Genomic DNA, 17,581 nt, shown 5'->3' on the forward strand with positions numbered 1-17,581 from the left:
ACCGAGCATAGAGAGCCTGGCCATCGATTTCCGGCGGCACTCGTGTGCGCCCTGGTCCCGTGAGCGGCCCGGCACCGGCGGGCCACTCACGGGGCCGTCATCAGGGTGTGACCGGGACGTTCGTCAGTCCCTTCTTCGCCTTGGTGACGGTGTTCGATGCGTGGACCACGTTCGGGCGTTCCTTGCACTTGGACGTCGAGGTGATCTTGATGGCGTACTCACCGGCCCCGCCGAGGTCGGATTTGTTGCCACGCCAGGTGTTGCCGCAGCCGTTCGGGAACGACGGCGTGGTGCTCGGGTTGTGCGTCTCGTACCCGTTGGCGAACGTGCCGGGGCTGGTGAACGTCCCCGTGTTGTTCTCGATCAGGTAGTCCGTGCCCTTCACGTCGATCCACGAGTCCGCGGAGTTCTGGCCGGTGATGCCCTGGCCGTTGAACGTGTTGCCGCGGATCACGCCCGCCTGCGTGCCTTCCTTGACGTCGATCGGTTCCGCGGCGATGTTCGGCCCGATCCTGTTGTCCAGCACCTGGACGCGGTCGGACTTGTCCGCGCCGCCCGAGTTGCCGTGGCAGGACCAGTTGGAGTTCGCCGAACCGATGTAGACGCCCTCGCCGTAGCCCTTCTGCACCAGACCCGTGTCGGTGATCCTGGAGTTGCGGATCACGCTGTCGGCCGACGAGCGCCTGAAGTGCACAGCTTCTTCGTCCACGTGGTGCACGTAGACGCCGTCGAGCGTGGTGTGGTGGGAGTTGTCCAGGACAATGCCCTTCTTGGACTCCGCCACGGTGAAACCGGTCAGCTTCCAGTACGGCGCACCGTAGAGCCACAGCCCGTAACCGGAGTCCCAGCCCGCCGTCGGCGCCGGGCAGGACGGCGCCTGCCCGCTCGGGCCGTCGTTGATCAGCACGGCGTTCGCCGGGCCGGTCAACGTGATCGGCTGTGACGAACTTCCCGCTTTCTGCGACACGAACGAGCCACGGTACGTGCCCGCGGCCATCCTGACGACCGTGCCGGGTGTGGCACTGCCGAGCGCGGCCTGCAGCTGCGCCGCCGTCGAAACATCCACAGTGGCCGCCGAAACCGGCTGCGGGACCACCACCAGCGCCGCGGCGGCCAGTGCGGTGACCAGCATCGAACCCTTCAGCATCACTTGCCTCCAGCGGACTTCAGGAACAACGACTTCGCACTGTCGGTCTTGGTCGCGTCGACACCGTGACCACCTGTGTAGTCGCGTTGCTCGTTCTTGGCCCAGTCCGCGATCGGCGTGCCGCCGATGTCCAGGTGCTTGTACCCGGTGCCGTTCCAGCCGAAGATGTAGATCCGCTGCTTGTCCGGGTAGTACTCCTGGAACGGGCCGTTGGTGGCCAGCTGCTTGGTCATGGTGTTGTTGAAGAACACGTTGCGGTAGCCCGACGCACCGGACCACTTCACCGCCTTCCTGCCCGCGCCCCACCAGATCGGGAACCAGTTCGAGTCATCGGGGCCGCCGCCGCCCTCGTCGCCGCAGTTGGCCCGGCAGTTGCCCGACCGGTGGCCGTAGTTCACCTTCACCGTGTTGAGCTCGAACAGGTTGTTGCGCTCCCAGCCGCCGTGCAGGTTCAGATCCGAGTCGAAGTCGTTGCCGATCACGACGTTGCCCGAGGCCGACCACTGGAACGTGAAGTGCCGCAGGTTGCGTGAGGTGTTGCCGGCGTACAACGAGTCCCACACGCGGGACCCGCGGAAGTAGCCGTTGCCGCCCTTGCCCTTGTTCCACGACCCGTCCAGCTCGTTGTGCACGATCTGCAGGTTCTTGGCTTCCTCGGTGACGATCGGGTGCGATCCGGTCATCTCCGCCTTCATGCCGCGGACCCAGGAGTCGGCCGCCCACTTGAACACGATCCCGTGCATCTCGGCACGCGGGTCCATGTTGCCGTAGTTGTTGATCGCCTCGGCCCTGTTCAGGTTCGGCATGTCCTGCGTGAAGCCGAAGTTCTCGAATCCCACGCCCAGCACCGGGTCGACCAGCGGGGCCGCCTTCGAGTCGTAGGTCGCGCCACCGATCGCGGGCGAACCGTCCGAGGTCGAGGTCACCGGCACGTCGAACTCGATCGGCTTGTCCAGCGTGATCGTGCGCTGCGAGGTGTTCACCGACGCGATCGTGAAGATCTGCTGGCGCATGTGCATGTTCAGCAGCGGGAACGTCGTCGGCAACGCCTGCTGTTCCTGGTAGAACTTCTGCGTGTTGGCGGCCCGGATGTTGACCAGCGAGCCCGCGGTCAGCGTGCTGATCGACCCGCTGGACGCCAGGTACACCACGCGGTCGCCGGTGCGGGCGGAGAACCCGGTGTCACCGGGCTTGGCACGCAGTTTGACGCCGGACTTCCAGTGCACGTTCACCGTGCCCTCAAAGATGTCCTTGCGGTTGGCGGGCGCCGAGGAGAAGTCGCTCTGGTAGCTCGAGTGCACACCACGCGACTGCACCCGGAACAACCCGCGACCCGGCCACAACCAGCCGCCCTTGCCGCTGCCCGAGGTCATCCCGTCCTCGTCCCAGTCCGAGTTGTCCTCGGTCAGGGTGTCGTACAGGGTGTTCGGGTCCGGCCGGTACACGACTTTGGTCGCGGTCATGCCGGCGCCGCGGATCACCAGGTAGTCGGCGTCGACGTGCAACTCGCGGGTGACAACGAGTTCGCCCGCGGGCAACGTGATCAGGCTGAGCTTGGTGTAGCTCGCCGAGTTCGAACACGACGACTTGATCGCGTCGATCGCGGCTTGCAGACCAGCGGAATCGTCCGCGCTGTCATTGGGCTTGACGTTGTATTGACTGCTCAACTCCTGCGGCGTGATCTGGCAGGTCTGGCTGGAATTGATGTCACCGTCGCCGGGCAGGTTCATACCGCCCCGGTATCCGGCTTTCGACCAGTCGTAAAGGCCGGACACGGCAGCCCGCCGGTTGCCGGACGACAGATCGAGGCTGGTCGAAGCGCCCGCGCCGGGCGCTGCTCCGGCAACGGGCGCTGGTAGCGCAATCGCGCTCGCGGTGAGCGCCGAGCTCACTGCGAGCGCGAGAAAACCACGATGTTTCCACGACATGAAATCCTCCGGTGGCGGCGGAGCAGGGTCGGTAGATGTGCGGCGGCACTCACACCCGAGGTGTACCTGTTGTAGCCCACCAGACGCTACGTCGTCAATGAATTGCGTATCCGCGTCCACGTACGTGAATTAGGGAAAAAACCTGCCGTTCGGTTCACAAATAAAAGCGCGCACCCATCATTCACCTGTTTGCGCACGCCATGGCGACAGGGACAACGGCTTGCCGGTCTCCAGGAACGACTTGAGGTTCGACAGCACCGCCGCCCAGCCCGCGGCCGCGGCGCGCTGCTGCGCCTCGTCGGCGAAGTCCTCGTGGGTGACGGTCAGCCGGACGATCTCGCCGTAGCGCTGGATGTCGAACGTGACCTTCGACGTCTCGTCCGGTTTGGCGGGGTCGGCCCACGTGAGGACCAACCGGCGCGGCGGCCTGCTTTCCTCGACGACGCCGACGACATCGGCACCCGTGCCGTCAATGCGCCGATGCTCCCATTCGGACCCGGCCTGCCAGTCGGAAACGTTCCGGTGCCCCCAGTACTGCGCACTCAGATCCGCGTCGGTGATCGCCTCCCACACCTTCTCCTGCGTGCTTTCGATGTAGGTGACGTAGACGAAACTCGGTTTGTCGCTCATTTTTTCCTCGGCTCGTTGTTTGACAGCACTGAGTACACGCAGGCGCGGTCGCTCGAACTTGTCGATCCACCGCTCCTGGATCTCGTGCAACGGCACGGGATTGAGGTAATGCAGTTTCTCCCGGCCCTTGCGCACAGTGCTGACCAGGTTCGCGGCCTCCAGCACGGCCAGGTGCTGCGTGACCGACTGGCGTGCCATGTCCAGCCGATCACACAACTCACCCAGCGTCTGCCCGTTCTGCTCGTGCAGCCTGTCCAGCAGGTGCCGTCGCGTCTCGTCGGCCAGTGCTTTGAACACCATCTCCACACAGTAAGTTACGCAGGTAATTACCTGCATGTCAACTCGTGCTACTTTGTATCAAGCATTCGATACAAAGGGGGCGCGATGAGCCTGGAGTGGCAGAATGTCCTGATATACGGGCTGAGCGGCCTTGCCCTGCTGGTCATCCTGTGGCCGACGGTGAAAGTCGGGCAGCGCTTCCTCAGGCGATGGGGCGTCAGCGACCCGACCGAACAGCAAGGCCTGCTCGCCAGGAGATACCTGCTGCACCGGCGGCTGCTCTACCCGCCGCTCTTCCTCGCCGCGCCGCTGATCACGTTCGGTGACACCAACCCGTTGCCGACTTTGATCACCGCGTTGCTGCTCGGCGAGATCATCGCGATGCTCCGGCCCAGCCGCGGACCACGCACGGCCACGCTCACCCGGCGGACATGGAGCGATCTCGTGCCACGCTGGGCGCTCGTCGCCATGCTCGTTCTCGCCGGATTCGCCGCGTTGCTCGCAGTCGCCGCGGGACTGGCCAAGCAGTGGGGCATGGGATTGCTCGACAAGTACCCGCCCGACGGTTTCTGGCGGACGAACGGCGACATCGTGGCGAGCGTGGCGGACGTGCACCGCATGCTCGACAACTCCGCCTGGCTCGTGGTGCTGGTCAGTGTGGTCCTGGTGACCGCGGTCGTGCTGGGCATCGTGTGGCTCGCGGTCTACCGCGGTTCCGGCACCGATCCGAGCGTCGACGCCGCACTGCGCACCCGTACCGCGCGGGTCGCCGTCGGGATCGGCATCGCGTGGATGTCGGTGAACGTCCAGCAGGCCAACAACAAGCTGATCAACATACGTGACATCCGCTGGCCGGAGCCCGCGCCCTCCTGGCTCACGGGGACCGGCTGGCTGGAGTCGATCACAGTGCCGATGCTGATCATCGGCATCGCGGGGTGGATCTGTGTGGCCAATCCGGACAGTCGGATGCCCTACGTCCAGACCGCCCGACCGACGGCGTGACACGGATCCTTGTCGACCCGGACAACGGCGTACCGCCATGGCGACAGGTACGTGACCAACTCGTCCGGCTGATGCGGTCCGGTGAACTCCCCGTGGGCACACCGCTGCCGACAATCCGCCAACTGGCCAACGACCTCGGTCTGTCCGCCGGAACGGTCGCCCGCGTCTACCGTGAACTGGAAAGCACAGGGATCCTGCACACCGCCCGGCGCAAGGGAACCGTCGTCGCGACAATCCCCGGCGACCCCGTCGACACCAGCACAGCGCTGACCAACGCAGCGAAACAGTTCACCGATCACGCCAAAGCCCTCGGCATGACCCTCGACGAAGCGATCGCAGCAGTCACCCAGACATGGAAATGAACCGGTAGCGCTCCAGCTCGACCACCACACCCACCAACCACACTCGGGTCTGCTGCGCCGATAGGTGACATCTGAGTTGGCTTGCCATAGTGGTGAGCTGGGAGGATGTCGCTGTGCCCAAGCCTTGCCCTCAGGAGTTCCGCGATGATGTCGTGCGGGTCGCTCGTGATCGCGAGCCCGGTGACGGTCGAGCAGATCGCGAAGGACTTCGGAGTCCACCCGATGACGTTGTTCACGTGGCTGCGCCAGGCCGACGCCGATGAGGGCAGCAGCCCGGGTGTGAGCAGGAGCGACTCGGCTGAGCTGCGCGAGGCGCGTAGGCGGATCAAGCTGGTGGAGCAGGAGAACGAGGTCTTGCGTCGGGCGACGGCGCATCTGTCGCAGGTGAACCTGCCGGGAAAAGGCTCTACCCGCTCGTGACGGAGCTGGCCGCCGATGGTATCCCGGTCGCGGTGCCGTGCCGGGTCTTGGACATCGCTCGACAGCCGTACTACCGCTGGCGCGCCCGGCCTGTCACCGAGCTCGAGCGGGCTCATCGGGCGAACGCGTCGTTCGACGCGCACCGCGACGAGCCGGAGTGTGGTTACCGGTTTTGTGGCGGACGAGCCGCGCGACGCGGGCCTGTCGATGGCGGATCGGACCGCGCGGCGGATCTGATCGTCCATGGGCCGGTGGTGCGCGTGGCGGATCTGATTGTCCATGGCTGGTGGAGCGCGTTCGGCGAGAAACTCGGCCGCAAAGGGACCAAGACTGGTTCGCCCGTGCAAGACGATTCAGTACGGCGCGACTCACCGCCACGGCACCGAACTGGCTGTGGCTGTCCGCATCACCGAACACCGCACCGCCGAAGGCAAGCTGTATCTCTGCGCGGTCAAGGACGTCTGCTCCAACCGGATCGAGGGTTGCTCGATCGACTCCCGGATGAAGTCCCGCCTCGCTGCCACCGCGCTCACCAACACGGTCGCCCGCCGCGATGAGGCCGACGGCTGTGTGGTGCGCACCGACCGCGGATCGCGATTCCAATCCAGACACCCCAACTCGCGGTCAGCGGCGAGGGCACTGCGTGTGACCCGGCGAGTTCAGCGAGGCCGATCGTTTCGCTGTTCAGCCAGGCGGGTCAGCACCGAGTCGACCAGTGCCCAGCCGTCGAGTTCGCAGCGGCCAGGTTCCGCCGGCAACCAGCCGCGGTCGATGGCTTCGCCGAGCACTGCTCTCACCACGCCCGGCCGGTTCAGGTTCAGGTAGTCGTCTCCGCGTTTCACTTCGCCCACATGCGTCGCACCCGCCGTTCCTTCGCCGGAGGCGAAGACGATTTCCAGCCGGCCCGGTTCGTTGTCACGACGTATCACGAGTCGTTCTGCGCAGTCGTGGTAGCGGGGTGTGCCGCCGTCGGCGTTGTCTGCCCGGTGGCTGTGGGACAGCGTCCAGCGGTACGTCGCCTGGTCGACGAGTAACACCCGTGCTCGGTGCCCCACCGGCTCAGCGTATCGGCTTCGGGGTACTTCGTTCGGGTTGACGAGGTCCACAGCCGTCGGGTCAGCCGATCGTGGGGATGAACTCCGGGGCTTTCCTGGCGTCTGCCGCTCGTTCGAACGCCGCCGCCAGCGCCAGGACCTTCGCGTCCGACCAGCGGCCCGCGAAGAACGACACACCGATCGGCAATGGACCGGCGGAGCCCGCCGGGACCGAGATGTTCGGGTACCCCGACACCGCCGCCGGTCCCGACGAGCCCAGCACGAACGCGTCGCCCGCTGCGTAGTCGGTCTTCCACGCCGGGCTGTTGGTCGGCGCCATGATCGCGTCAAGCCGTTGCGCAGCCAGGGTTTCGTCGATCGATCGGCGGGCGAGTGTGGTCGCGGTGGCGCGCTGCTTGAGGTACGTGGGGTCCGTTGTCGGTGGGGCCACCGCCGCCTGTTCGAAGATCTCCTGGCCGAACTTCGACAGCTCCACGGGGTCCTGCCGGTTGAACGCGATCAGCTCGTCGAACGTGTCCGGCCCTCCTGGTCGTGTGGCCAGGTAGGCGTGCAGGTCACGCTTGAACTCGGGCACGAGGGCCGCGAACTCGTTCTCGCCTATCTCGTTCTGGTACGGCAGGTCGACGTCCACCACGGTCGCGCCTCGCGCCCGCAGCGTCTTCACCGCGTCCGACACGACCCGGTCGACCGCACTGTCTGCTCCGGACAGACGCCACACGCCGATTCGTGCTCCTCGCAAAGCATCCGGCTTCAGCAACGACGCGTAGTCCCGTGGCTGGGTCGCTGGGATCCCTTTCGTCGCGGCATCCGACGGATCACGGCCCTGGATCACCGACAGGGTGATCGCCGAGTCGATGACGTGCCTTGTCATCGGGCCCGCCGTGTCCTGCTCCGCCGAGATCGGCACCACGCCCGACCTGCTCACCAGGCCGAGGGTCGGCTTGTGGCCGACGATCCCGTTCGCACCGGACGGGCACACGATCGAGCCGTCCGTCTCGGTCCCGATCGCCACCTGGGCGAGGCTCGCGGCGATCGCCGCACCTGAGCCCGACGACGAGCCGCACGGGTTCCGGTCGAGCACGAAGGGATTCGCGGTCTGCCCGCCCACGCCCGACCAGCCGGACGACGACCGCGTCGAACGGAAGTTCGCCCACTCCGACAGGTTCACCTTGCCCAGGATCACCGCGCCACCCCGGTACAGCCGGTCCACCAGATGCGCGTCCGCAGCCGGCTTCGACCGCAGCGCACGCGACCCGGCGGTGGTCGGCATCGCGCGGGTGTCGACGTTGTCCTTCAACAGCACGGGAATGCCGTCGAGCGGGCTCAACCCACGCCCCGCACGCCTGCGCGCGTCACTGGCCGCCGCCTCGGCGAGCGCACGGTCGTTCAACGCCACGATCGAGTGGATCTTGCCGTCGACCGCCTCGATCCGGTTCAGGTAGGCCTTGGTCAACGCGACGGCCGTCAGCCGCCCGCGGTCCATCTGGCGCTGCAGATCCGGGATGGTCGACCCGTCCAGGTCCAGCGACGAGGCCGACGCTGGTGCCGGTCCGGCGACCAGCGCGGCCGTTGCGAGCAAAACGAGTGGCAGGCGCATACGAGCACCCCACTCCCCCGGCTTGATCGGGTCAACCCGACCTTCGTCGCTACTCGGGTACCACCTGACGTGCCTCGGGGAAGTGGCATGCCGCCCTGTGCCCCTCGGTCGCGCCGCTGAGCTGCACCAACGGTGGTTCTTCCGACGCGCAGATGTCCTGGGCCTTCCAGCACCGCGTGCGGAACCGGCAGCCGGACGGCGGGTTGATCGGCGACGGCACGTCCCCGGTCAGCCTGATCCGCTCACGGTGCTTCTCGCTGTCCGGGTCCGCGTCCGGCACCGACGACAGCAACGCGTGGGTGTACGGGTGGTGCGGATTGCCGTACAGGTCCACGCGGTCGGCGATCTCGACGATCTTGCCGAGGTACATCACCGCGATCCGCTGCGAGAAGTGCCGCACCACCGCGAGGTCGTGCGCGATGAAGACGAACGCGATGCCCAGTTCCCGCTGCAACCGCTGCAGCAGGTTCACCACCTGCGCCTGGATCGAGACGTCCAGCGCGGACACCGGCTCGTCGGCGACGATCAGCTTGGGCTGCAACGCCAGCGCGCGGGCGATCCCGATCCGCTGCCGCTGACCGCCGGAGAACTCGTGCGGGTAGCGGTTGTAGTGCTCGGGGTTGAGGCCGACGGTCTCCAGCAGTTCCCGGACGCGCTTCTGCCTGCCGCCGGGCGGGTCGATCCCGTTGATCTCCATCGGGCCCGCGATGATCGACCCGACCGTGTGCCGCGGGTTCAGCGACGAGTACGGGTCCTGGAAGATCATCTGGATCTCGGTCCGGATGGGTGCCAGCTGCTTGCGCGAGGCGTGCGTGATGTCCTTGCCGTCGTACGTGATCGTGCCCGCGGTGGGCTCGAGCAGCCGGGCGATCAGCCGCCCGGTCGTCGACTTGCCGCAGCCGGACTCGCCGACCAGGCCGAACGACTCGCCTTCGTGCACGGTCAGGTCGATCCCGTCGACCGCCTGCACCACACCGGCCTTGCGGCTGAACAGCCCGGTCGCCCGGACGGGGAAGTGCATCTGGAGCCCACTCGCGGTGAGCAGTTCTTTGGTGGGAGCAGCTACTTCGGTCATGTGTGGTCAGCCCAGTCGTTGCAGCTCGTCGGTACGGATGAGCTTCTTGTCCGCCGCGGCGAGGTGGCACGCGGATCCGTGCCCGTCCGGCGGTGCGAGCAGTGGCCGCTCGGTGGTGCACCGGTCGCCCGGCACCCGGTCGCGGTAGTCGCAGCGCGGGTTGAACGGGCAGCCGGTCGGCGGGTCGATCAGGCTCGGTGGCGTGCCTCGGACGGGCACGAGCGGCACGTCCACGTCGCCGCCCAGGTGCGGGATCGACGACAGCAGGCCCCAGCTGTACGGGTGCTGCGGGGTTTTGAGCACTTCGCGGACCGTTCCGCGTTCCACCGCGCGTCCCGCGTACATCACGAGCACGTCGTCGGCCATCTGCGCGACCACACCCATGTCGTGGGTGATCAGGATGATCGCCGTCTCGAACTCCGACTGCAGGTCCCGCAGCAGGTCGAGGATCTGGGCCTGCACGGTGACGTCCAGCGCGGTGGTCGGCTCGTCGGCGATCAGCAGCGCCGGGTCGCAGCACAGCGCGATCGCGATCATCGCGCGCTGCCGCATGCCGCCGGAGAACTCGTGCGGGTACTGCTTGGCACGGCGTTCGGGCTGCGGGATGCCGACCTTGTTGAGCATCTCCACCGCGCGGTTCCACGCTTTGCTCTTGTTGGCGCCGGTGTGCCTGCGGTAGGTCTCGGCGATCTGCTCGCCGACCGTGTAGTACGGCGACAGCGAGGTCAGCGGGTCCTGGAAGATCATCGAGATGCCGTTGCCACGCAGCTTCTGCATGGCCTTCTCGCTCGCCCCGGCCAGCTGCTGGTCGTTGAACCGGATGTCCCCGCTGATCGCGGTGGTCTTCGGGTTGTGCAGGCCGAGGATGGCGAGGTTCGACACGCTCTTGCCGGACCCCGACTCGCCGACGATGCCGAGCGTCTTGCCCTTGGCCAGGTCGAACGACAGCCCGTCGACGGCCTTGACCACGCCGTCCTCTGTGGAGAAGTGGACCTTGAGGTCGCTCACGGACAGGATGGTCATGCGGTCACCTTGATTCGCGGGTCGATGGCGGCGTAGACCACGTCGACGATGATGTTGGCGACCACGACCGCCGCCGAGGCCAGCATCACCACGCCCATCATCATCGGCAGGTCGGACGCGAGCACCGAGTTGACCGCCAGCTGGCCGACACCGACGAGGCTGAACGACGTCTCGGTGATGATCGCACCGGCGAACAGGGTCGCGATGTCCAGGCCGAGGATGGTCGCGATCGGGGTCATCGCGCCGCGGAAGGCGTGCTTGACGTACACCTCACGGGTGCTCAGGCCCTTGGCCCGGACCGTGCGGATGAAGTCCTCGTTGAGCACGTCCACCATGGACGAGCGGGTCAGTCGCGCGTAGTAGGCGGTGTGGATCAGCGCGAGGCAGATCCACGGCAGGATCAGCCCGCCCGCCCAGTCCAGCGGACTGTCGAAGAACGAGACGTAGTTCGGCCGTGGCAGCAGGTCCGAGCTGTACACGAAGATGTACAGGAAGAACGGCGCGAGCACGTAGATCTGCATGGACCCGCCGACGAGGGCGAAACCCATGGCGATCTTGTCAGCGGCCTTGCCCTTGCGCAGGGCGGCCAGCATGCCGAGGCCGACGCCGAAGACCAGGAACAGCACGACCGCGCCGATCGCCAGCGACAACGTGACCGGCAGGCGGTCGACGACCGTGTCGAAAACCGGCTGGCGGTTGACGAACGAGTAGCCGAAGCACGGCGCCTCGCACAGCTTGTCGCCGATCATCCGGCCGCCGAAGATCCCGCCGAGGTAGGTCAGGTACTGCTGCCAGATCGGTTGGTCGAGGCCGAGACCGCGCTTGATCTCCTCGATCAGCGCGGGCGTACAGGACTTTCCGCAGGACAGTGCCGCGACCTCGTTGCCGGGCACGGCGAAGAAGAGCAGGAACGTGATGGCGCTGATCACGAGAAGGATCAGGATCGCACCGATCACCCTGCGGACAAGGAAGACCAGCATCGGACGGGCTACTCCAACGTGTGGGGGACGGGCCGTGCGGCCCGTCCCCCATGTGGTGTCAGGACTTCAGGAACAGGTTGGTCAGGTTCATCACGGTGTGGATGTCGAACGAAGCGCCACCCACGTTGGTGCCGAACATGAGCTGCCTGCGCGGGTACACGTACGGCACCGCGGGCACGCTCTCCATGATCTTCTTGTCCAGCTTGTTGAACTCGGCGCCCTGCTCGGCCGAGTCGGTGATCTTGAGGATCCGGTCGATCTCGGCGTTGACGTCGGCGTTGTTGAAGTGGGTGTTGTTCGGCCTGCCGTCGGCGATCTTGCGGCCGTCGAACAGCTCCGGGTACACCGTGACACCGGTCGGCCAGTCGGCCGCCCACGCGGACCAGTAGAAGTCCAGGTTGTTGCTGACCTTGTCGCGGGTGTCGTTGAAGGTCTTGGCCTGCATCGGGATCTTCTCGACCTTGAAACCGGCCTTCGTCAGGCCCTCGGCGATCGCCAGGCCCTCCTTCTCACCGGTCGGCGTCTGGTTGTACCCCAGCGAGATCGAGTAGCCGAGCTTGCCCGCGTCGGTCAGGATCTTCTTGGCCTTCTCCGGGTCGCCCTTCGGGTCGACGTCGGTCACGCCCGGCAGGTCGTACTTCTTCCAGCCCAGCGTGCTCGGCGAGCCGAGGGTGGTGGCGAAGTCGCCCTGGTACGGGCCGCCCTTCTGCAGCCGCGCCTGCTCCTTCGGGAACGCGACCAGCAGCGCCTTGCGGACGTTGAGGTCGGTGACGCGGGTGTTGTTGATCGCGTACAGGTCGACCTGGGTGGTCGGCTTGTCGATCACCTGCTGCTTGAGCTTGGGGTCGTTCATGACCTGCTCGAAGCGCTCCGGCGCGACGGCCTGGTAGATGCTGGCGGTGTTCTTGTCGTCACCGGCGGACGCGGCGATCCGGTCGGTCACCTCGCCGACCTGCGGGCCGAACTGGAAGGTGAAGCTGTCGACGTACTGGTGGCGGATCGAGTCGGTCGCCGGGTCCCAGTTCTCGTTGCGGACCAGCTTCAGGCTCTTGTCGACCTCGTGCGAGGCGATCTTGTACGGACCGGACGTGATCGGCGCCTGGTCCATCGCCTCCTTGGTGTCCTTGGCCTGCGGCACCGGGGCGGTGGCGCCGAGCGCGGCCGCGAACGGGAAGTCCGGGCGCGGCTGGGAGAACTTGAAGATGATGGTCTTGTCGCCCTGGACCTCGACCTTGTCGTTGGAGAGCTCGCCGCCCTCGTACGGGCCCGGGTAGACCTTGCCGAAGTCCTCGCTGTCGGCCAGCCAGGTCTGGATGTACGGGAAGCCACGGGCGTACAGCGACGAGAACGAGCGCGCCACGGCGTACTTGACGTCCTTGGCGACGATCGGCGTGCCGTCGGAGTACTTGATCCCGTCCTTGAGGGTGTACTTCCAGGTCTTGCCGCCGTCGGTCGACTCACCGGCGTTGGTGGCGAGGTCGCCGACCAGCGTGGTCTTGTCGCCCTCGATCCGGTACATGGTCAGCCGGCGGGAGATCATCTCGAGCACGGTGTTGTCCGGCGACGACTGCGACACGGCGGGGTCGTAGTGGACGATGTCCTGGCGCCACAGGATGTTGACGTTGCCGCCCTTGCGCGAGTCCTTGATCTCCGGCGCCGGTCCCTTGGACAGCGAACCGTCCTTGTCGATGGACACCTTGGCGACCTCGGCCTGCGCCCGGTTCGGGTCAGTTCCCGCGTTCTGGCCACCCGCACTGCACCCGGACGCGATCAAGACCGCGCTCGTGGCGAATGCGGACGCCACGAGGATCGGTTTGCGTTTCAAAATTCATCTCCCTGTTCTCGATGCACCCGGTACCCGGTTCAGCGGTGCGACTTCGGATCGAGCGCGTCCCTCACGGAGTCCCCCAGCAGGTTGAACGCGAGGACGAATATCAGCAGCGCCAGACCGGGGAACACCAGGTAGGTCGGCACGGTCTGGATGTAGTCGCCGCCGGTGTGGATCATGCGGCCCCAGTCCGGGGTCGGCTCGACCATGCCGACACCGAGGTAGGACAGCGCGGCCTCGGTGGTGACCATGGCGGGCACGTCCAGGGTGACCACGACGAGGATCGGCGTGACGAGGTTGGGCAGCAGTTCCTTGAGCACGATCCGGCGCGAGCTGGCGCCGGACACGCGGGCGGCGTCGATGAACTCGCGTTCACGCAGCGAGAGCACCTGGCCGCGCAGCAGCCGGGCCGCTCTGGTCCAGCCGAACACCGACAGCACGAGGATCAGCGCGGTGGCCCGCAGCCAGGCCGGCGCCTCCTTGCCCGGCGCGATGAACAGGGCCAGCGCGATCGGCGTGAACGCCAGGAAGAACAGGGTCGACGGGATCGCCAGCAGCGTGTCGATCACCCGGCCGATGAAGTAGTCGGCCTTGCCGCCGAGGTAGCCGGCGGTGATGCCGATGATGACGCCGACCGCGGTGACGATGAAGACCACGACCAGCGCGATCAGCAGCGATGTCCGGATGCCGTACACCAGCTGCATGAGCACGTCCCGGCCGAGCTTCGGCTCGAGACCGAGCCAGAATTCGCCGTCGATGCCCCCGTTGGGCTTCATCGGAATTCCGGTGTCGCTGAGCAGGCCCGGCCGTTCCAGGCCGTACTGCGTGTCCGGGTCTTTTCCGTACAGCAGCGAGATCAGCGGCGCACCGAGCCCGACCAGGAAGAAGAAAAGCACGACGCAACCCGAGATGACCCCGGTCTTGTCCCTGCGGAAACGACGCCACGCCAGCTGTCCTGGCGACCTGCCGACCGGGGGTTTGCTCCTACCAGCCGGGACAGACGTAGCGTCCGCTGTCGTCAGCTCGGCCTGAACCAGGTCGGCCACTTGCCCCCCGATATCCATTAAGTCGAAAGATTCGGCGGAAATTTACGGCCCGCCCCTTGGCATCGTCAAGTGACCCGGCCATCGACGTCAAGTCACGAACGGGCCACGATTTTTCGGTCGCCGGGGAATTCAACCGGACGGTACCCGATCGAGCACACTCAGTGTCCACATAGGCGGCACCCATACACAAACCCGCATGGTTTCGTTTATCCACTGTGTCCGGACGCCCCCAGCAGCCGCGGGATCCGCGCGTACGGCATCCTTGCGTCGCCCACACCCGTGGAACTGCCCAGGAGAACGCCGCATGACCAGCGATTCCGACTTCGCGATCCCGGCAAAGGTGGCAAGTCCGGCACAGCAGACGCGGCCGGAGCGGCCGCTCGGCCGGTGGCTGCTGGAACACCGCGTCGGCCCGGTCGGCCCGGAGAGCGGCGAGAACCACGCCAAACCGCAGGCGTGGTGGAAAGTGATGTGCCTGACAGGAGTCGACTACTTCTCGACACTGTCCTATTTGCCCGCTATCGCCGCACTCGCCGCCGGCGCGCTCTCCCCGCTGGCCACCCTGCTGATCGTGGCGCTGACCCTGCTCGGCATGCTGCCGATGTACCGCAGGGTGGCGCGGGAAAGCCCGAACGGACAGGGCTCCGTGGCCATGCTCGAGGACCTGCTGCCGTTCTGGCGCGGCAAGATCTTCGTCCTCGTCCTGCTCGGTTTCGTTGCCACGTCGTGGATCGTGACCATCACCCTGTCGTCGGCCGACGCCACGGTGCACCTGCTCGAGAACCCGATCGCGCCCGGTTTCCTGCACGGCCATGAGGTTCTGGTCACGTCGGTGCTGCTGCTGGTCCTCGGCGGCGTGTTCCTGCTCGGCTTCAGCGAGGCGGTCGGCGTCGCCATCCCGCTCGTCGCGATCTTCCTCGGGCTCAACGCGGTGATCACCGGATTCGGCCTGGTCGACGTGTTCTCGCACCCCGAGTGGATGTCGCGCTGGGTCGACCGGCTGACCGAGAGCGGCGGCGGCTTCCTCGACATCGCCGGGCCCGCCGTGCTGGCGTTCCCCATGCTCGTGCTGGGGCTGTCCGGGTTCGAGACCGGCGTGAGCATGATGCCGCTGGTCGCCGCGAAGGGCAAAACCCCGGAAGAGCAACTGGAATCGCGGATCCGCAACACCCGCAAGCTGCTCACCGTCGCCGCGCTGATCATGTCGGTGTACCTGGTCGCGACCAGTTTCATCACGACCGTGCTGATCCCGGCCGAGAAGTTCCAGCCAGGCGGCGAGGCCAACGGCCGCGCGCTGGCGTACCTCGCGCACGAGCAGCTCGGCGAGGTGTTCGGCACGGTCTACGACATCAGCAGCATCCTGATCCTGTGGTTCGCGGGCGCGTCGGCGATGGCCGGTCTGATCAACATCGTGCCGCGCTACCTGCCTTCGTACGGCATGGCGCCGGACTGGGGCCGTGCGGTGCGGCCGGTCGTGGTGGTCTACACGGTGATCAGTATCCTGATCACGATCGTGTTCGGCGCGGACGTGAACGCGCAGGCAGGCGCGTACGCGACGGGCATTCTGGCGATGATGGTGTCCGGCGCGTTCGCCGTCACGATCTCGGCGCTGAAAAAGCGGCAGGGACTCGCCACGACCGGCTTCACCGTGCTGACGCTGGTGCTGTTGTACGCGCTGGTCGAGAACGTGATCGAGAAACCGGACGGCATCGCGATCTCGGCCGCGTTCATCGCGGGCATCGTGATCGTGTCGCTGGTATCGAGGGTGACGCGGACCACTGAACTGCGCGCTGACCACATCGAATTCGACGACACCGCCCGCGGTTTCATCACGGAATCACTCGCGCACAACGGCAAGCTCGACATCATCGCCAACAAGAAACAAGCCGGTGACAACGCCGAGTACCTGGCGAAAGAGCGGGAACAACGCGGCCTCAACCGGGTGCCCGGCGCCTCGGACGTGATTTTCCTCGAGATCGAGGTCACCGACCCGTCGGAATTCAGCGGAGTGTTGCACGTGCACGGCGTGGAGGTCGGCGGCCACCGGGTCCTGCGCGTGCAGAGCACCGCCGTGCCCAACGCCATCGCCGCGATCCTGCTCGCGCTGCGCGACTCGACCGGTGTGCTGCCGCACTGCTACTTCGAGTGGTCGGAGGGCAGCCCGCTCGGGCACCTGTTCCGCTACCTGATTCTCGGGCAGGGTGACACGCCCCCGGTCGTCCGGGAGATCCTGCGCACGGCCGAGCCCGAGCCCGCCCTCCGGCCGCGCATCCACGTGGGCTGACCGCCGTCAGTCCAGCGTGGGCGCGGCCGTCCCTTCTTGAGCCGACACCGTGGTCGTCTCGATGGGCTGCTCGAGTCCGGTTGTCGTCGTGCCGGCGGCTTCATCCAGCGGACTGTCGACGAAATGCTCGCGACAGTGCCGTGCGAACCGCCTGGAGTTGGCTGTCATCGCAACCTCGTCATGGCTGTTTCCTCCGCGGCATGCCCATGATTACCCGTTGGGCACGGGAGTCACACGGTCTATCTGCCGTCACGCGCTTTGGTTACGGTCTGACGCGTGAGCATCATCGCCGACCGCTACCGCAGGCACGCCGACTCCTTCGAACGGACAGTCGCGGCCGCACGGCCGGACCAGTGGAGCGATCCGTCACCGTGTGCGAAGTGGACGGCACGGGACGTAGTCGACCATGCCGTGATGATGCACGGCGCCATGCTGGCGCCCGTCGGCCGGACGCTCAGCCCGGCACCCGCCGACGCGCTCGGCGCGTTCCGGGCCGCACGCGCGGACGTCGAGGCCCTGCTCGCCGATCCGGTCGCCGCCGCGACCGGGTGCCGCACGCCCGCGGGCACCGTGACCGCGGCCGAGCACGTCGACCAGGTCCTCGTCGACGACCTGATCCTGCACCGCTGGGACCTGGCCACCGCACTCGGCCTCGACGCGACGATGGACCCGGCCGAGGTCGAGCGGATGTGGGCGGCGAACACCGCCATCCCGGCCGAGACGATGGCCAAGTTCCGCACGCCGGGCGCGTTCGGCCCCGGTATCGAGGTCTTCGGGCCGGAGGTGCCCGTCCCGCCGGAAGCCCCGACCCAGGACCGGCTGCTGGGTTTCATCGGCCGGGATCCGCGGTGGCCACGCCGATCACCGTGAGTCGATCCCTGTGAGTCGATCCCTGTGGGTCGATCACTGTGAGTCGATCACTGTG

16 protein-coding genes and 1 pseudogene are annotated in these 17,581 nt (G+C 66.7%); 6 read left to right on the forward strand and 11 right to left on the reverse strand.

Annotated features, from left to right (window positions below; all coding sequences use genetic code 11):
- Positions 1–100: 100 nt before the first annotated feature.
- The 3 genes from AOZ06_RS54855 to AOZ06_RS34475 all read right to left on the reverse strand — a co-directional run bounded on the left by AOZ06_RS54855 (position 101) and on the right by AOZ06_RS34475 (position 4,005).
- Positions 101–1,147 (reverse strand): right-handed parallel beta-helix repeat-containing protein, encoded by a 1,047-nt coding sequence (locus AOZ06_RS54855; protein ID WP_083472114.1) that lies wholly within the window; start codon positions 1,145–1,147, stop codon positions 101–103.
- Positions 1,147–3,075, reverse strand: a complete 1,929-nt coding sequence (locus tag AOZ06_RS54860; protein WP_083472115.1) for a hypothetical protein — start codon at positions 3,073–3,075, stop codon at positions 1,147–1,149. The genes AOZ06_RS54855 and AOZ06_RS54860 overlap by 1 nt, the downstream gene beginning before the upstream one ends.
- A gap of 177 nt (positions 3,076–3,252) precedes the next feature.
- A complete protein-coding gene (locus tag AOZ06_RS34475) occupies positions 3,253–4,005 on the reverse strand; it encodes an ArsR/SmtB family transcription factor (RefSeq protein WP_054297129.1) in 753 nt (250 codons plus the stop codon).
- Between the two features lie 84 nt (positions 4,006–4,089).
- Between AOZ06_RS34475 and AOZ06_RS34480 the strand changes: the two genes are divergently transcribed.
- The 4 genes and pseudogenes from AOZ06_RS34480 to AOZ06_RS62285 form a co-directional block, all read left to right on the forward strand.
- Positions 4,090–4,986 (forward strand): hypothetical protein, encoded by an 897-nt coding sequence (locus AOZ06_RS34480; protein WP_054293207.1) that lies wholly within the window; start codon positions 4,090–4,092, stop codon positions 4,984–4,986.
- Positions 4,983–5,348, forward strand: a complete 366-nt coding sequence (locus AOZ06_RS34485) for a GntR family transcriptional regulator (RefSeq protein ID WP_054293208.1) — start codon at positions 4,983–4,985, stop codon at positions 5,346–5,348. Before AOZ06_RS34480 ends, AOZ06_RS34485 begins: the two co-directional genes overlap by 4 nt.
- A gap of 147 nt (positions 5,349–5,495) precedes the next feature.
- A complete protein-coding gene (locus AOZ06_RS59215) occupies positions 5,496–5,768 on the forward strand; it encodes a transposase (protein ID WP_218921827.1) in 273 nt (90 codons plus the stop codon).
- 279 nt (positions 5,769–6,047) lie between these two features.
- Positions 6,048–6,416: pseudogene (locus AOZ06_RS62285) on the forward strand (DDE-type integrase/transposase/recombinase); the annotation flags it as partial.
- An 11-nt stretch (positions 6,417–6,427) separates the two neighbouring features.
- On the opposite strand, the gene AOZ06_RS60550 reads toward AOZ06_RS62285, so the two are convergent.
- From AOZ06_RS60550 to AOZ06_RS34530, 7 genes are read right to left on the reverse strand one after another with little or no spacing between them, the layout of a single operon-like run.
- The gene (locus AOZ06_RS60550) at positions 6,428–6,874 is read right to left on the reverse strand and encodes a hypothetical protein (protein ID WP_236952539.1); all 447 of its coding nucleotides are present in this window, start codon (positions 6,872–6,874) and stop codon (positions 6,428–6,430) included.
- A 10-nt stretch (positions 6,875–6,884) separates the two neighbouring features.
- A complete protein-coding gene (locus tag AOZ06_RS34505) occupies positions 6,885–8,420 on the reverse strand; it encodes an amidase (protein ID WP_054293211.1) in 1,536 nt (511 codons plus the stop codon).
- A gap of 49 nt (positions 8,421–8,469) precedes the next feature.
- Entirely contained in the window at positions 8,470–9,495 is a 1,026-nt protein-coding gene (locus tag AOZ06_RS34510; RefSeq protein ID WP_054293212.1) for an ABC transporter ATP-binding protein, read from the reverse strand.
- A 6-nt stretch (positions 9,496–9,501) separates the two neighbouring features.
- The gene (locus AOZ06_RS34515; protein ID WP_054293213.1) at positions 9,502–10,518 is read right to left on the reverse strand and encodes an ABC transporter ATP-binding protein; all 1,017 of its coding nucleotides are present in this window, start codon (positions 10,516–10,518) and stop codon (positions 9,502–9,504) included.
- On the reverse strand, positions 10,515–11,498 hold the full coding sequence (locus tag AOZ06_RS34520) for an ABC transporter permease (RefSeq protein WP_054293214.1): 984 nt from the start codon (positions 11,496–11,498) through the stop codon (positions 10,515–10,517). The genes AOZ06_RS34515 and AOZ06_RS34520 overlap by 4 nt, the downstream gene beginning before the upstream one ends.
- Before the next feature lie 58 nt (positions 11,499–11,556).
- On the reverse strand, positions 11,557–13,323 hold the full coding sequence (locus tag AOZ06_RS34525) for an ABC transporter substrate-binding protein (RefSeq protein ID WP_054293215.1): 1,767 nt from the start codon (positions 13,321–13,323) through the stop codon (positions 11,557–11,559).
- Between the two features lie 38 nt (positions 13,324–13,361).
- On the reverse strand, positions 13,362–14,372 hold the full coding sequence (locus AOZ06_RS34530; protein ID WP_218921828.1) for an ABC transporter permease: 1,011 nt from the start codon (positions 14,370–14,372) through the stop codon (positions 13,362–13,364).
- 304 nt (positions 14,373–14,676) lie between these two features.
- Between AOZ06_RS34530 and AOZ06_RS34535 the strand changes: the two genes are divergently transcribed.
- The gene (locus AOZ06_RS34535) at positions 14,677–16,656 is read left to right on the forward strand and encodes an APC family permease (protein ID WP_054293216.1); all 1,980 of its coding nucleotides are present in this window, start codon (positions 14,677–14,679) and stop codon (positions 16,654–16,656) included.
- 6 nt (positions 16,657–16,662) lie between these two features.
- On the opposite strand, the gene AOZ06_RS57035 is transcribed toward AOZ06_RS34535, so the two are convergent.
- Positions 16,663–16,824: a hypothetical protein gene (locus AOZ06_RS57035; protein ID WP_157233415.1), complete on the reverse strand. Its 162-nt coding sequence runs from the start codon at positions 16,822–16,824 to the stop codon at positions 16,663–16,665.
- Positions 16,825–16,932: 108 nt separating this feature from the next.
- On the opposite strand from AOZ06_RS57035, the gene AOZ06_RS34540 reads away from it, so the two are divergent.
- Complete coding sequence (locus AOZ06_RS34540) at positions 16,933–17,526, forward strand: TIGR03086 family metal-binding protein (RefSeq protein WP_054293217.1); 594 nt, start codon at positions 16,933–16,935, stop codon at positions 17,524–17,526.
- Positions 17,527–17,581: the final 55 nt, after the last annotated feature.

The organism is Kibdelosporangium phytohabitans, from assembly GCF_001302585.1.
Lineage (GTDB): Bacteria > Actinomycetota > Actinomycetes > Mycobacteriales > Pseudonocardiaceae > Kibdelosporangium > Kibdelosporangium phytohabitans.

Excerpts from the sequence above, each read along its gene's own strand:
- AOZ06_RS54855 (WP_083472114.1), bottom strand. The coding sequence starts at position 1,147 with ATGCTGAAGGGTTCGATGCTGGTCACCGCACTGGCCGCCGCGGCGCTG.
- AOZ06_RS54860 (WP_083472115.1), bottom strand. The coding sequence starts at position 3,075 with ATGTCGTGGAAACATCGTGGTTTTCTCGCGCTCGCAGTGAGCTCGGCG.
- AOZ06_RS34475 (WP_054297129.1), bottom strand. The coding sequence starts at position 4,005 with ATGGTGTTCAAAGCACTGGCCGACGAGACGCGACGGCACCTGCTGGAC.
- AOZ06_RS34480 (WP_054293207.1), top strand. The coding sequence starts at position 4,090 with ATGAGCCTGGAGTGGCAGAATGTCCTGATATACGGGCTGAGCGGCCTT.
- AOZ06_RS59215 (WP_218921827.1), top strand. The coding sequence starts at position 5,496 with ATGTCGTGCGGGTCGCTCGTGATCGCGAGCCCGGTGACGGTCGAGCAG.
- AOZ06_RS34505 (WP_054293211.1), bottom strand. The coding sequence starts at position 8,420 with ATGCGCCTGCCACTCGTTTTGCTCGCAACGGCCGCGCTGGTCGCCGGA.
- AOZ06_RS34510 (WP_054293212.1), bottom strand. The coding sequence starts at position 9,495 with ATGACCGAAGTAGCTGCTCCCACCAAAGAACTGCTCACCGCGAGTGGG.
- AOZ06_RS34515 (WP_054293213.1), bottom strand. The coding sequence starts at position 10,518 with ATGACCATCCTGTCCGTGAGCGACCTCAAGGTCCACTTCTCCACAGAG.
- AOZ06_RS34520 (WP_054293214.1), bottom strand. The coding sequence starts at position 11,498 with ATGCTGGTCTTCCTTGTCCGCAGGGTGATCGGTGCGATCCTGATCCTT.
- AOZ06_RS34535 (WP_054293216.1), top strand. The coding sequence starts at position 14,677 with ATGACCAGCGATTCCGACTTCGCGATCCCGGCAAAGGTGGCAAGTCCG.
- AOZ06_RS57035 (WP_157233415.1), bottom strand. The coding sequence starts at position 16,824 with ATGACAGCCAACTCCAGGCGGTTCGCACGGCACTGTCGCGAGCATTTC.